Below are 21,471 nucleotides of genomic sequence, written 5' to 3' on the forward strand. Positions count from 1 at the left end.
CCACGCCGGACAGCCCATCTCCGCTTCGCAGGCGACCGCCGGCGTGTTGTGACGGTAGTTCAACAGCGCGCTGAACAGCGGCGCCGGCGCCGCACCCCGCTGCAGCGTTGCGCCAGCGCCAGCGAGGCATGCTCGTGCGCCAGCAGCTCGGAAAGCCGCGCATGGGTGGTCCGCACGCTCCTCGACCCCGTCCCGTCCAGATCGACGCATGGCAGGGTGTTGATGAACAGGCCCATCGCCCGGTCGGCGCCAGCACCGCATGCATGCGGCCAAACAGCACCGTGCCGAACACCACCTGCTCACGGCCGCTTGCACGCGCCACCACCTGCCCCCAGGCCAGATGGCAAAGGCTCGCAGGCTACCCCGAGCCGCCGTGCCTGTTGCGCAGCCGATCGTGAGCGCCTGCGGCAACATCCGCCGCGCCTCGTGAGACCCGATGCCATCACCATAGACCTCGCTCAGCCCAAACGGCTGGTCGGCGCGTCGATGTCGGCCAACTGTTCCTGGAAGAACTCTTCATGCGCCTTGGCATCAACCCCCAGCCGCGCCTGCGCCACCAGATTGCGGAATGGCTGCGGTGCTGCCGGCTCATGCGCGCCCGTCAGCACGGCCGCACCTCGGCATGCATCACTTCCAGCGTCGTGTGATCCCCGATCAGATGGTGCTGCAGCTCCAACAGCAGCCAGCGCCCGCTGCCGGGCTCGCGCGCGATCACAAACCGCAACAGCGGCGCCCGGCCAAGGTCGATGCGCTGCCGGCGTGGATCAAACCGGCGCCGGAGCTCATCGGCGCCGGAACCGTCACAGTCATTCAGCTCGACCTCGCTCACCTGCAGCGGCGCTTTACGCCACACCACCTGGGCCGGGCTCGACAGCCCCTCCCAGACAAAGGCGGTGCGCAGGATGTCGTGCCGATCCACCACCTGCTGAACCGCAGCAAGATAGCGGTCAAGCAGGCCACGCTCGGCAAACGCCATCTGCGAGACCAGCAAATATGGATCGCCCCGGCTGGCCAGCAGATGATGGAACAGGATGCCGTCCTGCAGCGGCGACAGGCCATAAATGTCCTGGATGTTGCCGACGCCGCCGGGAACCGTGGCGACGATCCGGTCGATCTCCGGCTGGGCCAATTCGGCGAGCGGCAGCATCTGCGGCGTAATCGCCGTACTCTGCTCGGTGATCAGGTTGGCAGGCACCGCCACCTCGTGATGGCTGCCAAGGCTGGCGGCAAGATCGGCCAGCACCGGCCTGGCGAACAGGGTGCGCACCTCCACCCCGAGCGACAGCCGCCGCAGCCGCTCCATCAGCTGCACCGCCAGGAGCGAGTGGCCGCCGAGTTCGAAGAAGTGGTCGTGGCGTCCGACGCGCTCGACACCGAGAAGCTCGGCCCAGATCGCGGCCAGCGCCGTCTCGATCCCGCCTTGCGGCGCCTCATAGGCCGCCCGCGCATAGGCGTCGTCCTCCGGCGCCGGCAGTCCCTTGCGGTCGAGCTTGCCGTTCGCCGTCAAGGGCAGCGCCGCAAGCCGCACGAATGCCGACGGCACCATGTAGTCCGGCAGCCGCCCGCCCAGATGCGCCCGCAAGGCGCCGGCCAGCCCGCCTCCATCCTCGTCGTCCGATCCGGCCTCGGGTCCACACACGACATAGGCGACAAGGTGCTTGTCGCCGGTGGTATCCTCGCGTGCCACCACCACCGCCTCGCGCACCCGGTCGTGCTCGCAAAGCCGCGCGGCGATCTCTCCTGGCTCGATACGGAAGCCGCGGATCTTCACCTGGTCGTCGTTGCGGCCGAGGAACTCCAGATTGCCGTCCGGCAGATAGCGCGCCAGGTCGCCGGTCCGGTACATCCGCGCCCCTGCCTCATCGCTGAACGGATCGGCCAGGAACCGCTCCGCCGTCAGCTCGGGACGGTTCAGGTAGCCACGCGCAACCCCCGCCCCGCCAATGTAAAGCTCCCCCACCGCCCCGAACGGCACGGGCGCACCATGACCGTCCAGCAGATACACCCGCGTGTTGGCAATCGGGCGGCCGATCGGGAGACGGCGGAATGTCTCATCAATTGCAGTGATCTCGCAGACTGTCGCGAAGGTCGTCGTCTCGGTCGGACCATAGCAGTGAACGAGACGTACAGGACCTTCTTCTCTCAGCAACCTTAGAAATGAGGGAAGGTCATTGCGTTCGCCTCCACAGAGGAGGTATTTAAGTTGTGCTAACGTCGGAGCAATCGATGATGTATATTGGTTAAATAATACTGTTGTTAGAAAAAGTGAAGTCACCCGTTGCTGTTTAAGTGCCTTGGCAAAATTCGAAGAACTTATGGTGGTGGCATCCATTGCAATAATGCAGCCACCGTTAAGCAGCGGCGCCCACACTTCAAATGTGCTCGCATCGAAGGCGGGATTACCCGCCCATGCCATACGATCTCCGGCATCGATCTTCGCATAGCCATTGTTGATGACGAGCCGGTTGACGGCACGGTGAGGCACAACAACTCCCTTGGGAAGGCCAGTCGAACCAGACGTGTACATTACATAAGCGGCAGCCTCGGCGCTCAATGCCAGGCCAGGATCGGCACTACATCCTGTTCCAACCATGAGCGGCTCAATAGGCAAAACAGGGATCGTCGCCTCAACCAGATCATCATCGTCACTCTTGCCAAGCACCAGGCGCGCAGCACAATCGGCCAATAGCCATTCTTGTCGTGCAGACGGAAGAGCGCGATCGACCGGCACATACACTCCCCCCGCCTTGAGGATCGCCAGCTGCGCCACCACAAGGGCGACAGAGCGGTCCAGCATTGTCGCAACGCAATCCCCCGGCCTGACCCCGAGCCCAATCAGGTGATGCGCAAGACGGTTGGCACGGGCATTCAGTTCCCCATAGCTCAGCGTCTCGTCCTCGTGGACCACCGCCACCGCGTCGGGCGCCTTTTGCACCTGCGCCTCGAACAGCGCGTGGATGCACAGATCCGACGGATAGTCGGCGTCCGTCCGGTTCAGCTCCTCCAGCAGGTAGCTGCGCTCGGCGGCCGGCAGGATGTCGATGCGGCCGACCGGCTGCTCGGCATCGGCAACCATCGCCCGCAGCAACGCCAGCAGATAGCCGCGCTGCCGCTCGATCGTCGCCCGGTCGAACAGCGCCGTGGCATAACCCAGGGTCCCGGCGATCACCTCGCCCTGCTCTCCAAGGCTCAGTTCGAGATCGAACTTGACCTGGTCGAGCCCCTCCCCCACGGCCTTCACGCTCAATCCGGGAAGATCGAAGGTCTCGACGGCATTGTTCTGCCAGGCCAACATCACCTGGAACAACGGCGTGTGATCAAGAGCCCGGGGCGGCTGGACGATCTCGACCACCTGCTCGAACGGCAGGTCCTGATGCTCCTGCGCAGCCAGGGCCGTGCGCCGCGTCCGTTCCAGAAGCTCCGACACGCTCGGCGCGCCCGACAGGTTCATGCGAACCGCCAGGGTGTTGACGAAGAAGCCGATCAGCTCCTCGACCTCGCGCCGGCCGCGATTGGCGCTCGGCACACCGATCAAAAGGTCGTCCTGACCCGACAGACGCGACAGCACCGCGCCCCAGGCCGCCAGCACCGTCATGAACAAGGTCGTGCCATGCTGCCGGCTCAGCCGCTTCAGACCCCGCGTCAGATCCGCATCGATGACAACAGGCACACTGGCCCCGGCAAACGACTGCTGGGCCGGACGCGCACGGTCCGTCGGCAAGGCAAGAAGGGCCGGAGCGCCTGCCAGGGTGTCGCGCCAATACTGCGCCTGGCTCTGCAGCCGTTCCCCCGACAGCCATTGCCGTTGCCAGGCGGCATAATCCGGGTACTGGATCGCCAGCGGCGGCAAAGGATCGTCCTCTCCAGCCGCAAACGCCCGGTAAAGCTGACTGAGTTCACGCACCAGCACGCCCATCGACCAGCCGTCCGAGACGATATGATGCTGGGTCAACAGGAAGACGTGCTCCGCATCCGACATCCGGATCAGACGCCCGCGGATCAGCGGCCCGCGCGCAAGATCGAATGGCGTGCGCGCCTCTTCATGGCACAGATCCAGAAGCGCCGCCTCTGCATCCGGCCGGCCCCGCAGATCGTGCTCCAGCACCGGCAGCCCCGCATCCGGCGGCAGAACCTCAACCCGGGGCTTGCCCTCCGGCGCGACAAAGACACTGCGCAGCGCCTCATGACGGGCAAACAAACGGTCAAGGCTGCGCTGCCAGGCGGTGCGGTCGAGCCCACCACGCAGCCGCAAGGCCAGCGGAATGTGATAGTTCGTGCTGCCCTCGTCCAGCTGCGCCAAAAACCATAGCCGCTGCTGCGCGAACGACAGCACAAGCGGCTCATGACGCGACACGGCCGCAATCGCCGGCAGCTCTTGCGGACCAGCGCGGCTCAACGCCTCGACGATGCTTGCTGCCAGATCCGCCAGCACCGGGTTGGCAAACAGCCTCGTCAGCGGCAGCGCGACGCCAACAGCCTGCGACAGCCGGCTCGAGAGCTGCACCGCCAGGAGCGAGTGGCCGCCGAGTTCGAAGAAGTGGTCGTGGCGTCCGACGCGCTCGACACCGAGAAGCTCGGCCCAGATCGCGGCCAGCGCCGTCTCGATCCCGCCTTGCGGCGCCTCATAGGCCGCCCGCGCATAGGCGTCGTCCTCCGGCGCCGGCAGTCCCTTGCGGTCGAGCTTGCCGTTCGCCGTCAAGGGCAGCGCCGCAAGCCGCACGAATGCCGACGGCACCATGTAGTCCGGCAGCCGCCCGCCCAGATGCGCCCGCAAGGCGCCGGCCAGCCGGCTTCCATCGTCGTCGTCCGATCCGGCCTCGGGTCCACACACGACATAGGCGACAAGGTGCTTGTCGCCGGCACGGTCCTGGCGCGCCACCACCACCGCCTCGCGCACCCAGGCGTGCTCGCCAAGCCGTGCGGCGATCTCGCCCGGCTCGATGCGGAAGCCGCGGATCTTCACCTGCTCGTCGTTACGGCCCAAAAACTCTAGATTGCCGTCCGGCAGATAGCGCCCCAGGTCGCCGGTCCGGTACAGCCGATCGCCGTCCACAAAGGGACTGGCGATGAACCGCTCCGCCGTCAGCTCGGGACGGTTCAGGTAGCCCCGCGCCACCCCTGCCCCGCCGATGTAAAGCTCACCCGCCGCCCCGAACGGCACGGGCGCACCATGACCGTCCAGCAGATACACCCGCGTGTTGGCAATCGGGCGGCCGATCGTCTCAACGACAGCCTCTCCCCTCGGCATGCAAATCCAGGTCGAGTACGTCGTCGTTTCCGAAGGAGCGTACAGATTACAGATCTTCTCTGCGCCACTGCACTCGAAGACCCTCTCGATCAGATCTGCCTTCAGCCGCTCACCGCATGAATTGATGACGCGTGTCGAAGCCGGCACGGCTTGCTTGTCGACCAGAGCGGCGATCGCCGAGGGGACCGTGTTGATCAAGGAGACATCCAAGGACGTCTGCGCCAGCGCCAGCGCATCCTCGACAAGATAAAGTGTGCCTCCTTGCGACAGCGGCACGAAGCACTCATAGACGGACAGATCAAAACTGATCGAGGTAGAAAACAGCGTGCGGCTGATCTCTGACTCCGCAAACACGTCGCTGCTCCAATGCAGCAGGTTGACGGTGCTGGCATGCTCGACCATGACGCCCTTTGGGGTTCCGGTGGAGCCTGAGGTGTAGATGACATAGGCGAGATGGCGCGCGGTCAGGCCAAGGGCGCGTGGGTCGGGATCGTCAGCGGACTGGCCGGCCCATGGACGCTCGCCGTCCGAGAGATCGACCACGTTCAGATCGAAAAGCGCCTCCGGGCCGAGCGCGGCGCGGCCGGCGGCATCGCAAAGCAGCAGCCGCGGTGCGGCATCGTCAAGCACCTGCCGCAGCCGCGCCGACGGATAGGCGGGATCCAGCGGAACATAGGCGCCGCCCGCCTTGAGGATCGCCAAAAGACCCACCACCATCGCCGGGCTGCGCTCAAGGCAGATGGCCACACGGTCGTCCGGCTTGACCCCGAGCCCGATCAGATGATGGGCCAGCCGGTTGGCCTGGGCGTTGAGCGCGCCATAGGAGATCGACTGCTCTTCGAAGACCAGCGCGACGGCATCGGGCGCCCGGCGCACCTGCGCTTCGAACAGCTCATGCACGCACAGATCCGACCGGTAGTCCGCTTCCGTCCGGTTCAACTCCTCCAGCAGATAGCTGCGCTCGGCGGCCGGCAGGATGTCGATGCGGCCGACCGGCTGCCCCGCATCGGCAACCATCGCCCGCAGCAACGCCAGCAGATAACCACGCTGCCGCTCGATCGTCGCCTGATCGAACAGCGCCGTGGCATAACCCAACGTTCCGGCTATGACCTCATCACACTCGCCAAGGCTCAGCTCCAGATCGAACTTGACCTGATCGAGCCCGTCCCCGGCCGCCTCCACGCTCAGCCCGGCAAGGTCGAACGACCCGACGGCGTTGTTCTGCCAGGCCAACATCACCTGGAACAACGGCGTGTGATCAAGATGCCGGGGCGGCTTGACGATCTCCACCACCTGCTCGAACGGCAGGTCCTGATGCTCCTGTGCAGCCAGCGCCGTGCGCCGCGTCCGTTCCAGAAGCTCCGACACGCTCGGCTCGTCCGACAGGTTCATGCGAAGCGCCAGGGTGTTGACGAAGAAGCCGATCAACTCCTCGATCTCGCGCCGGCCGCGATTGGCGCTCGGCACGCCGATCACAAGGTCGTCCTGCCCCGACAGACGCGACAGCACCGCCGCCCAGGCCGCCAGCACCGTCATGAACAAGGTCGTGCCATGCTGCCGGCTCAGCCGCTTCAGCCCCCGCGTCAGATCCGCATCGATGACAACAGGCACACTGGCCCCGGCAAACGACTGCTGGGCCGGACGCGCACGGTCCGTCGGCAAGGCAAGTCGGGCCGGAGCGCCGGACAGGCTGCCGCGCCAATATTGCGCCTGGGCCTGCAGCCGGTCCCCCGACAGCCATTGGCGTTGCCAGGCGGCATAATCCGGATACTGGATCGCCAGCGGCGGCAAAGGATCGTCCTCTCCAGCCTCGAACGCCCGGTAAAGGCTGCTCAGTTCACGCACCAGCACGCCCAGCGACCAGCCATCCGAGACGATATGGTGCTGGGTCAGCAGGAAGACGTGTTCCGCATCCGACATCCGGACCAGACGCCCGCGGATCAGCGGCCCGCGCGCAAGATCGAATGGCGTGCGCGCCTCTTCATGGCACAGATCCAGAAGCGCCGCCTCTGCATCCGGCCTGTCCCGCAGATCGTGCTCCAGCACCGGCAGCCCCGCATCCGGCGGCAGAACCTCAACCCGGGGCTTGCCCTCCGGTGCGACAAAGACACTGCGCAGCGCCTCATGACGGGCAAACAAACGGTCAAGGCTGCGCTGCCAGGCGGTGCGGTCGAGCCCACCACGCAGCCGCAAGGCCAGCGGAATGTGATAGTTCGTGCTGCCCTCGTCCAGCTGCGCCAAAAACCATAGCCGCTGCTGCGCGAACGACAGCACAAGCGGCTCATGACGCGACACGGCCGCAATCGCCGGCAGCTCTTGCGGACCAGCGCGGCTCAACACCTTGACGATGCTTTCTGCCAGATCGCCAGCACCGGGTGGCAAACAGCCTCGTCAGCGGCAGCGCGACGCCAACAGCCTGCGACAGCCGGCTCGAGAGCTGCACCGCCAGAGGAGTGGCCGCCGAGCTCGAAGAAGTGGTCGTGGCGTCCGACCCGCTCGACCCGAGAAGCTCCGCCCAGATCTCTGCCAGCGCCGTCTCGATCTCGCCTTGCGGCGCCTCATAGGCCGCCCGCGCATAGGCGTCGTCCTCCGGCGCCGGCAGTCCCTTGCGGTCGAGCTTGCCGTTCGCCGTCAAGGGCAGCGCCGCGAGCCGCACGAATGCCGACGGCACCATGTAGTCCGGCAGCCGCCCGCCCAGATGCGCCCGCAAGGCGCCGGCCAGCCCGCTTCCATCGTCGTCGTCCGATCCGGCCTCGGGTCCACACACGACATAGGCGACAAGGTGCTTGTCGCCGGCGCGATCCTGGCGCGCCACCACCACCGCCTCGCGCACCCAGGCGTGCTCGCAAAGCCGCGCGGCGATCTCGCCCGGCTCGATGCGGAAGCCGCGGATCTTCACCTGCTCGTCGTTGCGGCCGAGGAACTCCAGATTGCCGTCCGGCAGATAGCGCGCCAGATCGCCGGTCCGGTACAGCCGGGCGCCTGCCTCATCGCTGAACGGATCTGCCAGGAACCGCTCCGCCGTCAGCTCGGCACGGTTGAGGTAGCCACGCGCCACCCCCGCCCCGCCAATGTAAAGCTCACCCACCGCCCCGAACGGCACGGGCGCACCATGACCGTCCAGCAGATACACCCGCGTGTTGGCAATCGGACGGCCGATCGGGACAACTGACCCATCAAAATCATCGGGACAACTCCAAACCGTCGCGCAGACTGTTGCTTCGGTCGGGCCATAAGCGTTGACGATAGATGCCGGGGCCAGACTTCGGACGAGTTCTGCTTTCGGCAGTTCGCCAGCAAGAATGAGAACGTGCGATGCCAAACATCCCAGATCCCTGCTTGCCTGAAGCAAGGCTGGAGGTAACGTCGCATGGGTGATGGATTCGCTTCGCAGGTAATCCGATAGCTTGTTACTCGCGTGGCGGATCTCATCCGCAGGCAAGTGCAATGCGGCGCCAGAGCCAAACGCCATGACAAGCTCCCAAGCACTTGCATCAAAACCGAAGGAGGCGAACTGCACGACACGGCTGTTTGAACAGACGCCAAAAAGCCCGACCTGAGCCAACCCGAGATTGACCAGGCTCCGATGCTCGACCATGACGCCCTTTGGGGTTCCGGTTGATCCGGAGGTGTAGATGACATAGGCGAGATGGCGCGCGGTCAGGCCAAGGGCGCGCGGGTCCGGGTTCGAGGCCAGCAGTTCGGCCCAGGCCGGGGTCGCCGTCTCCAGATCGACCACCGTCAGATCGGCGAGCGCTTCGGCGCCAAGTGCGGCGCGTCCGGCGGCATCGCAAAGCAGCAGGTGCGGTGCGGCATCCTCGAGCACCTGCCGCAGCCGCGCGCACGGATAGGCCGGGTCCAGCGGCAGATAGGCGCCGCCCGCCTTGAGGATCGCCAAAAGACCCACCACCATCGCCGGGCTGCGCTCCAGGCAGATCGCCACCGGCTGATCCGGCCTCACCCCGAGCCCGATCAGATGATGGGCCAGCCGGTTGGCCCGCGCATTGAGCTCGTCATAGCTCAGGCGCTCGTCCTCATGGACCACCGCCACCGCCTCCGGCGCCTTTTGCACCTGCTGCTCGAACAGCTCATGGATGCACCGCTCCGACGAATAGGCCGCCGCCGTCCGGTTCAGATCCTCCAGCAGATAGGTGCGCTCGTCGGCCGGCAGCAGCTCAATCCGGCCCACCGGCTGCCTTGCATCGGCCATTACACCACGCAACAATGTTTGCAAGTGCTGCGTCATACGGTCGATCTGCTCCGGTGCTAATCGACTTGCATCAAAATGCCATCGAAAGCTCCCATCCAGAGCGCAAACCTCAAACGTCAGCAAATCGCCGCATTGGGCTGCTCCAGCACTTTGGCTCGACGTCAGATCGCTCGCGACAGAACAGCTGTCTGTCGTGATTGTGATGCCAATCGGCCAGGGCTGGCAGGATCGTAGCGCCTCCAGACCTCGCAATGTCGGGTAGCGCGCGATAAGATCCCGGGCAAAGCTACCGTGCTCCCTCAACTGAGCGAATTCGGCCGCCACGGCTTTGCGCATTTCCTCAAAATCATGTGCAATATCAATGGTAACTTCCATCGGCACGACAGAGGCGATAAGCACCTCCACCGCTTTAGAGCCAGCTTGCGATCGATCCGGTGCAGGCGTCCATCCCAGTTGAAGCTCTGTTTCTCCGGTGATGCGGGCGAGATAGATCAGCCAAGCCGTTACCAAGTATTCCGTGCGATCATTTGGCGACAGCTTAGCCAAAGCACTTGCAATGAACCACGAACTCGACTGCCGTTTGGGCGGCGCCTCAGCCACGCACGACGACAGGAAAGGAAACTGCAATATTCTAAGCTGCTCTAGCCGCTGTCGCCAAAAATCCTCTGAAGGCGCCAGCAATTCATGGGTCGCAGTTATGCTCCGCGCCTCATCTTCGCTCAAAATTGGAAGGCGACCACCTTCATCCAGATTGGAGTGCCTGGCGAGGGCTCGCGCGTCCAGCCCTTGACCATCGGAGCTGCCAAGGCAAACATCGACATCCTGTGTACCCGTCGCCACCCGCCAGTGGCTGGAGTGGATTTCAAGCAGAGAACCTGCCGGGAGGCCCGAGCGTTGAGGCAGCACCTCCAAGCGTCTGACTGTGACCACCTCATCGCCTACGAGAGCCTTGGGCAGACCCAATGGATTGGGATGATATGGGCCCAAGTTCAAGGCACGCGTCATCGCTGACAGATCTTGCGCGGGCCGATCCCATCGCAGACAGCCTGCCGCATCCGGGCGTCGACGTCTCGGAAAGTAGCTTCTGCTCACCAGCGCCTGCGGATAGGCAGTAAGCTCTCCCTTCGCCAAGCCAGTTAAAAGCTCGCGGAAGCCCTCGATCGCGGCTTCATAACATTTAAGGTTCAGGGTCAGTGCGGTATCGGCGGGCGCAATCAGCACTTGGCGCTGAACCACGACGTCACCCGTATCAACACCATCATCGATCCGATGCCACGTGATGGCATATTCGGTCTCCTGCGCCAGCAGCGCCCAGGACGTCGCGTGCGTTCCCGCATATCGTGGCAATGGACCGTCGTGGTAATTGAAAGCACCTTGACGCACTCGCCCAAACACGTCCGGTGGCAATATGAACGGATTGGCAACGGAGAAAATCCAATCTACCGGTTCGGCCTTCAAAAAAGACGAGAGCTCTTCAACGCTCCCTACACACGGGATGTTGGCGCGAGTCGCCCACTCTGCAAATATGGCGTCGCCGGACAGGGCCGCACCAATGACGTGGCCCATCGCCATTGCCAGCTGAGCGCAGCTGATAGCAAGCGTTCCACTGCCAACAACGACGCTGGAGGAGATCGATCGCGCTGCAGGTTGCCTATCCCGGTCGTCTGATTGGCAGGCACTCCCGCGCGTCGGAGAAGTCCGATATGTCATCTTTATCCCTCCACTCCACCCAGTGGGCTGGACAGTTCCCGCCCTAGGCGCCGCGCCACATAGCGATTCCAAACCAGTCACACCGGTTCGGATCTGCTCGGGGGTAACCGTGCTGAACGCCAATCGAATCCGGCAGTCTTGAGAGTTATCCAACGCAAAGAAACTCCTCGGCATAACAATGACTTTGTCGCACCGTGCACACTCGTCCACGCTGTCCGCGCCAAATCTGAAAGGAAGAGCAAGAGTCAGGAAGAAGCCGCCAGAGGGTCGATTCCATCGAATCTGCTCCGGGAAAGGCGAAAACACACTACGCAACATGACGTCGCGCTTCGCACGATACCAATCCAGCGCCGGCGCCGGCTGAACCCAGCCACACAAACTTATCCCCTGTTCGATCAATAGCCCTGCCACGATCGCTTGTGTTATTTGGCTCGTATTGAGGGTAACGAAACTCTTGCGCTGAACCAGATCTTCCCAAAGTGCCCGGCAAGCCCCCGCGTCTCCAAAGATCGTCTCGGGCAGTATCGCTGCTCCCTCGCGGAGAGCTGGGCTTAACGTCTTGGAGAATGTGGACGGGTAAACGTCCGCACACATCATTCCCGTTCTTATCTTTTATGTGCAAACGACGTCTGAGCGTAACGCCAAGGACATCTCGAAACAGACAGATAGCGTCATCCAATTTATGCACCGCTGCAATGTGATCAATGCCATGAAATCGTGGGCTCAGATGGCCCGCCACTTCGCAAGCGCTTTCCGGACCACCATCAATCGACGAATTCACATAATCAGTCATTTTCAGTCCTTCTATTTAGTGACGCAGTCAATTTAGTGATCACCAAATGCTTTGGCGACAAGCTAATGAGATGAGTAGCTTTTGAGAATCTTTGAACGGTCCGTTTAGACTACCGAGTACCATCTGACGGACTCGTCACGCTGGGAGACATCACCTGCCCATCATCGCTTGTGAAATGCGGCAGATCATAGCGCGGGGCACTTTCCCGCAGCGAGCCCAACCGCAGCATTAGGCCACGCAGGGCCACTGAATGCCGAATTGGTCGGTCCAGCGCTATCCTTTGTTGGCCATCGAAATCAGCAGGCACCCGAAAGCGGAGAGTAACGGCGCTTCCCAAAGTGCTTAGCAAGCCCCCGCCCTCTGCAATACTGTATCGGCAGTATTGCAACCACCTTGACTTCGTCTGGCTTCCAGTGAGCGTGATCAAGGGACCATTTCTCCTTATCCATGCGCGTTCGTAGGTGAACGCGCATATACCGTGCCAAAGGAGAAAGTCATTTTAGAACAATATGGTGGCGTTAACACTGCTATGTCGCATGTTCGACATTGTCGGACATCGGACAACGCGGAATTGTCGGACATCGGACAACGCGGACCCGCCAGCCGCAGCTCCTTCACCAAGCGGTTCTGATTCAATCTATTTCGATCAGGATCTCAAATACGCCAAACCGATTACATTTTTGGAAATAAGTAGCTCTAGGAAAAAGGTGCAATTTGCCTTCTGCACGTATCCTGAACGGGCGCGAATATCAATTTCAACGTCTTGGAATTCAAGAAAGTCATTATATAGTGGAAAATACGCCTTATATACCGCCTCCTTCAAAACAAAGAGGTCCCGCCGTTGGAGCATACGCAAGTCGTACATGCGTTGCTCCCTAGGAGTTGCAATCAATTCAATCAAGTTCTCCGGAAGAAGTTCATCTTTGCGATGTGATGACGATCGGCGTTGTGTTTGTACGGCATGGCACTCGGATCAAGCTGATTGCGATCCTGTTTGCCTATCGCCGAACCGTTCAGAAACTATTCATGCACCAAAGCCATTTAGCACCCCTCCGAATGACCACATCAGCGCGGTCAATGCTGTTACAATTGAGTACCGAAACCGCATAGATCGCCATGTCTTCTCCCAAATATTCGGGACAGAATAGGCAGCTAAAATCCGGGCTGTAAACTCCTACAATCGCCGGTAAGCGTTTGATTTATTCAATTTCGTGGATGGCGCAAAAATCCTAATAGGGAGTTCCGCGACGGATTGCGTCTAAACTGTCGAGCCCGCCGGTTTTCGCTGCCGTTTCCTTGGCGGCGAAAAGGTCCTGCGCAGTGCCTGCATTGCTTCTACGGTGGCCGCGATCGCGGCCAAACTTGTTTGCATGGCGGGAAGAGACCGTTCGGTGGTTCTCTCCCCAGCAAGCCAAAAACCGGCTTCCCCCGCCCTTCCGCGCTCACTGGTCGCTGGCGTTGCCGACCCTGGCATAACCTCCACAGCGGCCGGCAAGGCGTTCTTCGACATGCTCGGCGTCTTCGCGGAGTTCGAAACCAACCTGCGGCGCGAGCGGCAGGCTGAAGGCATCGCCGCCGCCAGGATACGTGGCATCTACAAAGGGCGCCCACTGAAGATTGACCGCGCTTCGCCTGCAACAGGGTCAGGGGCCCAGCAAGATCACCCGCGATCTCGGCATATCGCGCGGCACGGTCTATCAGGTCCGCAAAGGTGTTTCCGAATGAGCAAAGCAAACCGCATCAACCGTTTGACATCCGCCACCTGCGAGCAAGTCCAGGCCCGCTTGCTTGAAGCCTACAGACAGATCGCCTCAGATCACGGTCTGGTGATCGAAAGCGCCGGGTGGCGCGGCCTGGAGCCTGGCTTCTCGTTCGAACCTGCATTCCGCATCAGCATTTCCGTGCCAGATGGCAAAGCTCTCAATCTGGATAAGGAGATGTTCGCCCTGCTGTCCGAACAATACGGCCTGGAGGCTGCTGACTTCGAACGCAAGTTTATCGCTGGCGGTGAGCGTTTCCGGATCACAGGCATTGATCCGCGAAGACCTAACTATCCTATATCCGTCGAGCGTATTCCCGATCGCCGCGGCTTCAAGTTCACCGCCGACAATGTAGCCATGCTGCTCAAAGCTCACGCCAGTCCCTGACGTTCACCAATCGTTTTCAGCTTGGCCAAAACCCGAGCTTCGAGCCGACAGGGCCGAACTGCACCGTTCCAAAAATGCTGAAGCGTTCAAAAAAATGGCTGCCGCCGAACTTCATTCGACGACAGCCAAGGTGCCTTGGGAGGCAGGAGAAAAACTTTAGAACCCTAGCTGGTGATCCTTGCATAGGAGATCAGTCGCGGATAGCGACACCTGTCGTCGGATCAAACCAGTGTAGCTTCTCCAGATCGACGGTCAGAGGCAGGCGCTGGTTGATGGCTGGTGTCAGGGCCGGAGGAATTCGCGCCACCAGGCGGTTTTTGCCCTTGTGCGCGAAGCTGTCCTCTGCGTCGTTCACGTTAACCGGCGGGGACGGGATGTCGAAGAAGACGAACGTATCGGCCCCGAGTGCTTCGGCAACTGCAATCTGCTCGTTGAATATCGCCTCCCGCTCAGGACAAGCCTGGAACATTTCCGGGCGGATCCCGGCAATGACTTGCCGTCCGGCGTACGCGGACAACGCCGCCCCTGCGGGAACAGGAAATGATATTTCCGCTCCTGTAATCGCGCCTCTAAGTGATCCGGCTTCCGCTTTAAGCTCGACGCGCACGAAATTCATTGCTGGTGAGCCGATGAAGCCCGCAACGAAGAGATTGGCCGGCTGGTCGTAAAGCATCTGAGGTGTGTCGATCTGCTGAAGATTGCTGTCCTGACCATTGAACACCGGTTTCAGCACCGCAACACGGTCGCCCATGGTCATGGCCTCGACCTGGTCATGGGTCACATAGAGCGTTGTAGTACCGAGGCGCTGGTTGAGCAGCTTCAGCTCGCCTCGCATTTGGACGCGCAGCTTGGCATCAAGATTGGACAGAGGCTCATCCATCAGGAAAGCCATGGGATGGCGAACAATTGCACGCCCCATCGCAACGCGCTGGCGCTGGCCGCCGGATAGCACGCCGGGTTTGCGCTCGAGATATCGGGTGAGATCGAGCATTTCCGCGGCATCCCGCACCAGTTCATCGATCTTTTCCTTCGGCATTTTGCGCTGTTGCAATCCGAAAGCCATGTTTTCATAGACAGTCATATGGGGATAAAGCGCGTAGTTCTGGAAAACCATTGCAATATCCCGGTCCTGCGGCTCGGTCTCGGTGACATCCGTGTTGTTCATCAGCAGACGGCCGCTGTTCAGCATTTCGAGGCCCGCCGCCATCCTTAGCAAGGTGGACTTGCCGCAACCCGAGGGGCCGACCAGCACGACGAACTCTCCGTCCGCGACCGCGAAACTCACATTGGCGACGGCGACGGTTCCGTCCGGAAAGGTCTTGCCGATCCCGTCAAAGGTCATGGACGCCATAAATACTCCTCCGAGCATCAATAGGCGAGGCAAGCCGTCCTCCTAGGACAGGATGCCCCGCGCGTTTAGGTTCCGGCGTTAGCCGATGTTCACGGCCTTGCCGCTGGCGACAGATTCCTCAATCGCCGCCAGGATCTTGGTGTTTGCCAGACCGTCCTGCGCATCCGCCAGCAGCGGAGCGCCGCGCACCACGCTATCGACAAAACGGGCAATGGACTCGAGCACAAAGCCACCAATACGGGTCTCGCCGGTCGGCGTTATGCCGATGTAATCATTGTATTTCAGTCCCCCCTCCACGATACGGCGCAGGCCGCCGCTGTGGGTCGGGTCCGCCTGGATCTGCCCCTTTTCGCCGACGAACTCGATCTTGAAGTCAACGAGGGAAGGATTGTCTCGCGACAGGATCCAGCTGTTTTCCATGGTCAAGACCGTGCCCTTGGAAAACTCGAGGATGGACACATGGAAGTCCTTCGTGTCCACGCCGCCCCTCGACAGCGTACCTGAGCGGGCGACCGAATAAACGCGGACGACTTCGTCTGCGAGAATGAAGCGCAGGACGTCGACCAGATGGCTTCCTAGAAACCAGAGTGCTGAAGACTTCGAAGCCCAACTAAGCATTTCGAAGGGAACGAAGGCTGTGTTGGAAAGACGCGCCGTCCCATGTTTTGCGAGACCGATTTGGCCGTCCTGTATCATGTCACGAACCTGCGCGAGGATGGGATTCACCCGGTTGTGGAAGTCCACCATCAGCTTGCCCTTCGACTTTGCGGCAGCCTCGGCGATTTCTTCAGCTTCGCTTACGGTGGTTGCAAGCGGCTTTTCGCTCAGCACGTGTTTATCGGCCCTGAGCGCGGCGAGAATGATGGGCGTATGCGTAAAATCAGGTGTCGCTACCGAGATGGCATCGATCCGATCACTGGAGATCACCTTCTGGAAATCGGTGAAGGCTTGCGCTGCGCCGAAGCTCTCCTTCATCTTGAGCGCCCTGCCCTCATCAAGGTCGCACACGCCGACAAGCTCGGTTTCCGGCAAGACATTAAATGTGTGAGCGTGATTGTTGCCCCAAAGACCGGCGCCGATGACGCCCATACGCAGTTTGCTCATTTCATTACTCCATTCATAAAGGGGAACGTCAGCCCTTGACCGAACCAAAGGTGAGGCCTCGTACGACGTATCGATCGAAAAACAGGAAGATGATCATCGGAGGTATCATCGCGAGCACTGCGGCCGCGGCGATGTAGTTCCACGTCACTCCGCTCGTCGCGAAGTAGCCCAGTGTTCCGATCGGAAGGGTGGCGGTCGAGCGCGAGCTCAGCACCAACGGAAAGGCGGCATTGTTCCATGCAAAGACGAAGGCAAACATGGAGGTGACAATGATGCCGGGACGAACGATCGGAAGCGTGATCCGCCACATGATCGTGTACCAACGGGCGCCGTCGACCCGGGCAGCTTCTTCCAATTCCGCCGGAACCTCATCAATAAAGCTCTTCATAAGCCAGACGGAAAACGGGATCGTCAGCGTCTGCAGAACCAAAACCATGGAAAAGTAGGAACCCTGGAGACCGATGCGCGTGATCAGGACGAAATACGGGATCAAAAACGCGACTGGCGGGGCCATCAGCAGGCCGAGATACCACAACATGATGTTCTTCTTGCCGCGCAGCTTGAAACGGGACAGAGCGTAGGCAGCAGGAACGGAGAAGGGAAGATTGAGCAATACCGCCCCGATGGACACGATGAGACTATTCACCAGTTGCGGCGCATTGGTACCGGGATCGACGAGTATATGCCGGAACGCGTCGAGATTGGGCTCGAACGAGAGTTGCGGCGGCATTGTAAATGCCGTCTCCGACGGGCGGATCGCAAGAGCGATGAACCACAGGATTGGCCCGACAAAGATTGCCAGGAAAAGGAGGCCGGCGGCGTAGGTGAGTGCTGTGTTGAAGCTTGTGTGGCGAGCGGACATGTTACCACTCCTCGTTTCGGAACGCGAAGAACACGTAGAGGGCAACGATGACGTTGACGATCAGCACGGTGATCCACGTCATTGCGCTGACAAGACCAATGTTGAAGTTCACAAGACCCTGCTCGTAGAGCGAATAACCGAGGGTGCGGGTGGAGGTGCCAGGCCCGCCACGGGTGAGCACAAGCACAGTGTCGAAGGTGTTGAAAATCTGCATGAAGCGCAGCATGACGATAATGATCGCGGTGCGCTTGATCAGCGGCAGCTTGATCCGCATTAGGATCGTCCACGCAGACGCGCGATCCAGTCGTGCGGCCTCCAAAATCTCGTCGGGAACTGCCAGCAGGCTCGCATAGAGGACGATCGCGAAGAACGGCGTCCACTGCCAGATATCGACGAAAAGGATGGCGGCGAGCGCGGTCGATGGCGAGCCGAGAATTCCTTCCGCGGGAACGGGGAGCCAGAGCGACTGCATGATCCAGCTCAAGAGCCCACCACCAGGGTCGTAGAGATAGCGGAACAGGAAGCCGACGACTATCGGTGCGATCGTGGTGGGCAGGATCAGCAGGGCACGCACGACATTCATGCCCGGCAAAGCCTTGAGCAGAATGAGCGCAATCGCCAGACCAAACGCGAATTCAATTGCTGTACCCAAGATTGAGAGGATCAGCGTGTTGGTGAGCGCCGCGCGAAAGTCAAAGGCGTTGAAGGCCTGCACGTAATTCTCGAAGCCAACGAATTGCAGCGGCTCCGGTCCGATTTGCAGATTCCAGAAGTAGAAGCTCGATCTTAAAGCAAACAGTAAAGGGTAGGCGATCAGAGCGAGCAGCATCACGACCGAAGGCGCAATCAGCAAGTAAGGCAGGTTTCGTCGAATAATGCCCTTCCGGCCGGGCCCGTGGGCCCGCGGACAGCGAACAATTATAGCATGCATTGCCAGATCCAGTTCTTCTTCACTCGTTTTGGCGGCGCGATCGCTGCCGCGCCGGCTCGAGGAGAACTCTATTACTTCTTGGCGATCAGGGCCTTGGCCCCGTCAAGAGTGTCAGCGAAGCTTTCCTTCTGGTGAGGGATCATGAGATTGCCCTTCAGGATGCTCTCAAACAGGCTGTTGGCGCGCTCAAGGCCCGTCTTCGGCTCTTCGCTGCCAGTCAGGAGCTGGTTCAACGTGAGGCCCAGCACGCTTTCGATGGCAGTGTAGCCCGGAACAGGTGGGCGTGTGACCTTGCCGTTGCCCTGCTTCATCATTGCGTACTGAACATCGAGGTACGGATAAATTGCCTTAACGTCCTCATCCTCATAGAGCGAAGCACGCGCGAAGTCCGAGAACTGGCAGTTGAGGTCCGGCCAAAGAGCCATTTTCTTCTGAGTGGCCTTCGATGTTGCCCACTTGATGAAAGCGTAGCCGGCCTCCTGCCTTTCGGAGCTGGAAGGGATACCGAGGCTCCAACCGCCGAGGCTGACCGTCTGAGGTACGCCCTCAGCTTTCGGCAACGCAGCCGTTGCATATTTCTCCATGACGTCCGACTTTTTGCCCGTCATGTAACCGGCGTTCTTGATCAGATAGAAGTATGGGGTCCACCAGTAGAACATGCCGATATCGCCCTTGGCGAAGCGGGTGCCGGCGTCGAACCAAACGTAGTTGATCGCCTCGGGCGGAGACAGCTTGTAGAGCTGTCTGTAGATTTCAACAGACTTTATCCATGCTGGGCTCGTCAGTTGCGGAGAAAAATCCCAGGGGGCGGTCGGGAACGACTTGAACCAGCTTGCGCCGTGGCTCGCTGAAACTTGCGTAAACATGTGAACGATCGGCGACGGCTGCGAGCCGCAAACAACGGTAGGAAAGAGCGGCTTGCCCCCGAATGACTTGCCTTGCATCGACTTCAGAATTTCGACGTATTTCGTCCAGGTCCAGTCTTCCGACGTCTCGTTCGGAGGCGCGGCAATGCCCAAGTCATTGAAGATGTCCTTGCGGTACATCACGCCCTGCGCATAGGCCGCGACTGGCAGCGTGCCGACCTGGCCGCGCCACATGTTCGAGGAGTACAGAACCTCGGGAATGAAGTCGGAGAGGTCAAACTCGCTGTCCTTGGCAATCAAATCGTTCAGCGAGATGATCCAGCCATTGTCGAGATATTGCCCAAGCCACATCTGGTCGACGACGATGACATCGGCATCTGAGGTTTTGGCGACAAAAGATGAGACGAGGCGCGACTGTAGGGCGTCATAGGAGAGGCTCTCCAATTCCACCTTGATGCCGGTTTCTTTCTCGTATTCCGGGATCATCGCCTTCATCGAAAAGAAGAAAGGGTCTTCAACGGACAGGACGCGCACCGTATTCGCGTCTTGCGCAGCGGCGCGGCGTGGCACGGCCAAAGACCCCGCCCCAGCTACAAGAGCTGCGACGGAAGCGCTCTTCAGCAGGTCCCGGCGCGACATATTTCCAATATCGATTGTCATAAGAGCCTCCTCAGTTGCATGTAATCCAATCCCGGCCACTCAGCGGAGCCGTGGGCTTCCGCTATTGAAACTGAGATAGTTACCCCTAATTTGCTTTTGTTAGCAGTTAGTTTGTACTTCGCACAAACTTATGATACTTGTCAAGAAGTTGCCGCAAAGAAATTCGCAGCCTGATTTGCAGGCGTCACGATCGGCTTGTTTGCGTTGTTGGAGAGGCCCTTTGCTGTCTAGTCGATCGAGAGTGTAGAGGGTACAAAGGATCCAGCAAATCGGAGATGCAAATTGAAATTTGACAGTCAGCCGTCCTATTCATTGGGCCATCGCACACCTGCGAGGAGGGAAGCCGCGGCTAGCGAGATTGGTGCCAATGTGACGCTTGTCTCGCAATCAGCGCTTGGTGCGATCAACCGCGGTCGGGTGCTGCAAGCTTTGTATGATAATGGACCAAAAAGCCGAGCGGATCTCGCGCGGCTTGCTGGCGTCAACCGGACAACCATAACCGGCATCGTCCAGCCGATGATCGAGGAACAGCTTCTCGTAGAAGGGGATGCGGCGCCCTCTGATGTCAAAGGCGGCAAGCCTGCCCGTCCGCTTTATTTCAATCCCGATGCCCCGATGCTCGGAGCGGTACTCCTGCTGCCCGGCACGATACAGGCGTGCCTTGTGGCACTGACCGGGGAGATCAGAGCCGTTACGAAAGCTGAGTTCGACCCGTTTGGCGACAGGCAAGCGTTCATCGCGACTCTAACGAAAACGCTCACCTCCACGCTCTCTCATGCCCATCAAGCGCCTTTCGGGGTCGGCGTTGCCTCGGGTGGAATGATCGACAGTGACAACGGCGTGATCCTCGCTGTCAACCTTGCGCCTGTACTGACAGGACTTCCCCTCGTGAACATATTGCAGGAACACTTCTCACTTCCAGTCGTCATCGATCATCATCCGCGTGCCTTGCTTGTTGGGGACCGATGGTTTGGGCCTGGGCGTGGCCAACTGAACTTTGCGGCGATCTACACCGGGGAGGTTCTTGGCGGAGCCTTCTTCATTGATGGCAAAGTCTACCGTGGACTTGCCGGTTCCGGCGGCGAACTTGGCCACACCGTGGTTCAAATCGATGGCGAGCTCTGCAACTGCGGTAAACATGGCTGCTGGGAAACGGTGGCCGCCCTGCCCTGGCTGCGAAAGGAGGCTGCCCTCCTGGGTTTGCCGCAACCGGGCAGCATCACATGCGCTCGTCTGGTCAAAGAAGCAGAAGACGGATCGAAAGCGGCCGACGCGCTCCTCGATCGCTACACACGCAATGTGGCATTCGGCATCGTCAACCTGCAGCAAACGTTGTTCCTTAACTCCTACGTCCTCCATGGAGATGTTGCGGGCGGCGGGGCAAAGGCCGCCGAGCGCGTCAGGCAGCACGTCGAGCGGCTGGTGGTGAAGAGACCAAGCCAGGAGATCTCCATCACGGTGAACGGTATTGGCGAGGGCCACACGGCATTGCGCGGAGCCGCTGGTTTGGTGTTATCGAGCCACCTGAAGGTGGTGATTTAGGGCGATCGATGCGTGCGGCTCGGGCCGTAAGCAAGAGCGCGTCGCGG

Annotated in this window: 11 protein-coding genes and 1 pseudogene; 3 read left to right on the top strand and 9 right to left on the bottom strand. The window is 60.7% G+C overall.

From position 1 onward, the window contains the following. Positions 1-458 precede the first annotated feature (458 nt). The 4 genes from ISN39_RS35690 to ISN39_RS35705 form a co-directional block, all read right to left on the bottom strand. On the bottom strand, positions 459-608 hold the full coding sequence (locus ISN39_RS35690; protein ID WP_194732573.1) for a hypothetical protein: 150 nt from the start codon (positions 606-608) through the stop codon (positions 459-461). Beyond that, on the bottom strand, positions 602-7,630 hold the full coding sequence (locus ISN39_RS35695) for a non-ribosomal peptide synthetase (protein WP_246763631.1): 7,029 nt from the start codon (positions 7,628-7,630) through the stop codon (positions 602-604). The genes ISN39_RS35690 and ISN39_RS35695 overlap by 7 nt, the downstream gene beginning before the upstream one ends. Further along, positions 7,530-11,567 carry an amino acid adenylation domain-containing protein gene (locus ISN39_RS37545; protein WP_246763632.1) on the bottom strand — a complete coding sequence of 1,346 codons (4,038 nt, stop codon included), beginning with the start codon at positions 11,565-11,567 and terminating at the stop codon, positions 7,530-7,532. Before ISN39_RS37545 ends, ISN39_RS35695 begins: the two co-directional genes overlap by 101 nt. Positions 11,568-12,607: 1,040 nt before the next feature. Beyond that, positions 12,608-12,826, bottom strand: coding sequence for a 4'-phosphopantetheinyl transferase superfamily protein (locus ISN39_RS35705; RefSeq protein WP_246763644.1), 219 nt, complete (start codon positions 12,824-12,826; stop codon positions 12,608-12,610). Positions 12,827-13,436: 610 nt separating this feature from the next. On the opposite strand from ISN39_RS35705, the pseudogene ISN39_RS35710 reads away from it, so the two are divergent. Together ISN39_RS35710 and ISN39_RS35715 are read left to right on the top strand one after the other, a co-directional pair. Further along, positions 13,437-13,686: pseudogene (locus ISN39_RS35710) on the top strand (recombinase family protein); the annotation flags it as partial. Then, entirely contained in the window at positions 13,683-14,108 is a 426-nt protein-coding gene (locus ISN39_RS35715; protein WP_194732574.1) for a hypothetical protein, read from the top strand. The pseudogene ISN39_RS35710 and the gene ISN39_RS35715, both read left to right, overlap by 4 nt. Positions 14,109-14,298: 190 nt before the next feature. Here ISN39_RS35715 and ugpC read toward each other — a convergent pair whose 3' ends face one another. The 5 genes from ugpC to ISN39_RS35740 form a co-directional block, all read right to left on the bottom strand. Continuing rightward, a complete protein-coding gene (ugpC, locus tag ISN39_RS35720) occupies positions 14,299-15,459 on the bottom strand; it encodes a sn-glycerol-3-phosphate ABC transporter ATP-binding protein UgpC (protein ID WP_194732575.1) in 1,161 nt (386 codons plus the stop codon). A 78-nt stretch (positions 15,460-15,537) separates the two neighbouring features. Beyond that, positions 15,538-16,563: a Gfo/Idh/MocA family oxidoreductase gene (locus tag ISN39_RS35725; protein WP_194732576.1), complete on the bottom strand. Its 1,026-nt coding sequence runs from the start codon at positions 16,561-16,563 to the stop codon at positions 15,538-15,540. 28 nt (positions 16,564-16,591) lie between these two features. After that, complete coding sequence (locus tag ISN39_RS35730) at positions 16,592-17,425, bottom strand: carbohydrate ABC transporter permease (RefSeq protein WP_194732577.1); 834 nt, start codon at positions 17,423-17,425, stop codon at positions 16,592-16,594. Position 17,426: 1 nt separating this feature from the next. Then, the gene (locus ISN39_RS35735) at positions 17,427-18,356 is read right to left on the bottom strand and encodes a sugar ABC transporter permease (protein ID WP_194732578.1); all 930 of its coding nucleotides are present in this window, start codon (positions 18,354-18,356) and stop codon (positions 17,427-17,429) included. Between the two features lie 71 nt (positions 18,357-18,427). Next, positions 18,428-19,882 (bottom strand): substrate-binding domain-containing protein, encoded by a 1,455-nt coding sequence (locus tag ISN39_RS35740; RefSeq protein WP_194732579.1) that lies wholly within the window; start codon positions 19,880-19,882, stop codon positions 18,428-18,430. A gap of 282 nt (positions 19,883-20,164) precedes the next feature. Between ISN39_RS35740 and ISN39_RS35745 the strand changes: the two genes are divergently transcribed. Beyond that, complete coding sequence (locus tag ISN39_RS35745; RefSeq protein WP_194732580.1) at positions 20,165-21,424, top strand: ROK family transcriptional regulator; 1,260 nt, start codon at positions 20,165-20,167, stop codon at positions 21,422-21,424. The last annotated feature ends 47 nt before the right edge of the window (positions 21,425-21,471 follow it).

Origin of the sequence: Rhizobium sp. 007 (genome assembly GCF_015353075.1) — a bacterium.
GTDB lineage: Bacteria > Pseudomonadota > Alphaproteobacteria > Rhizobiales > Rhizobiaceae > Rhizobium.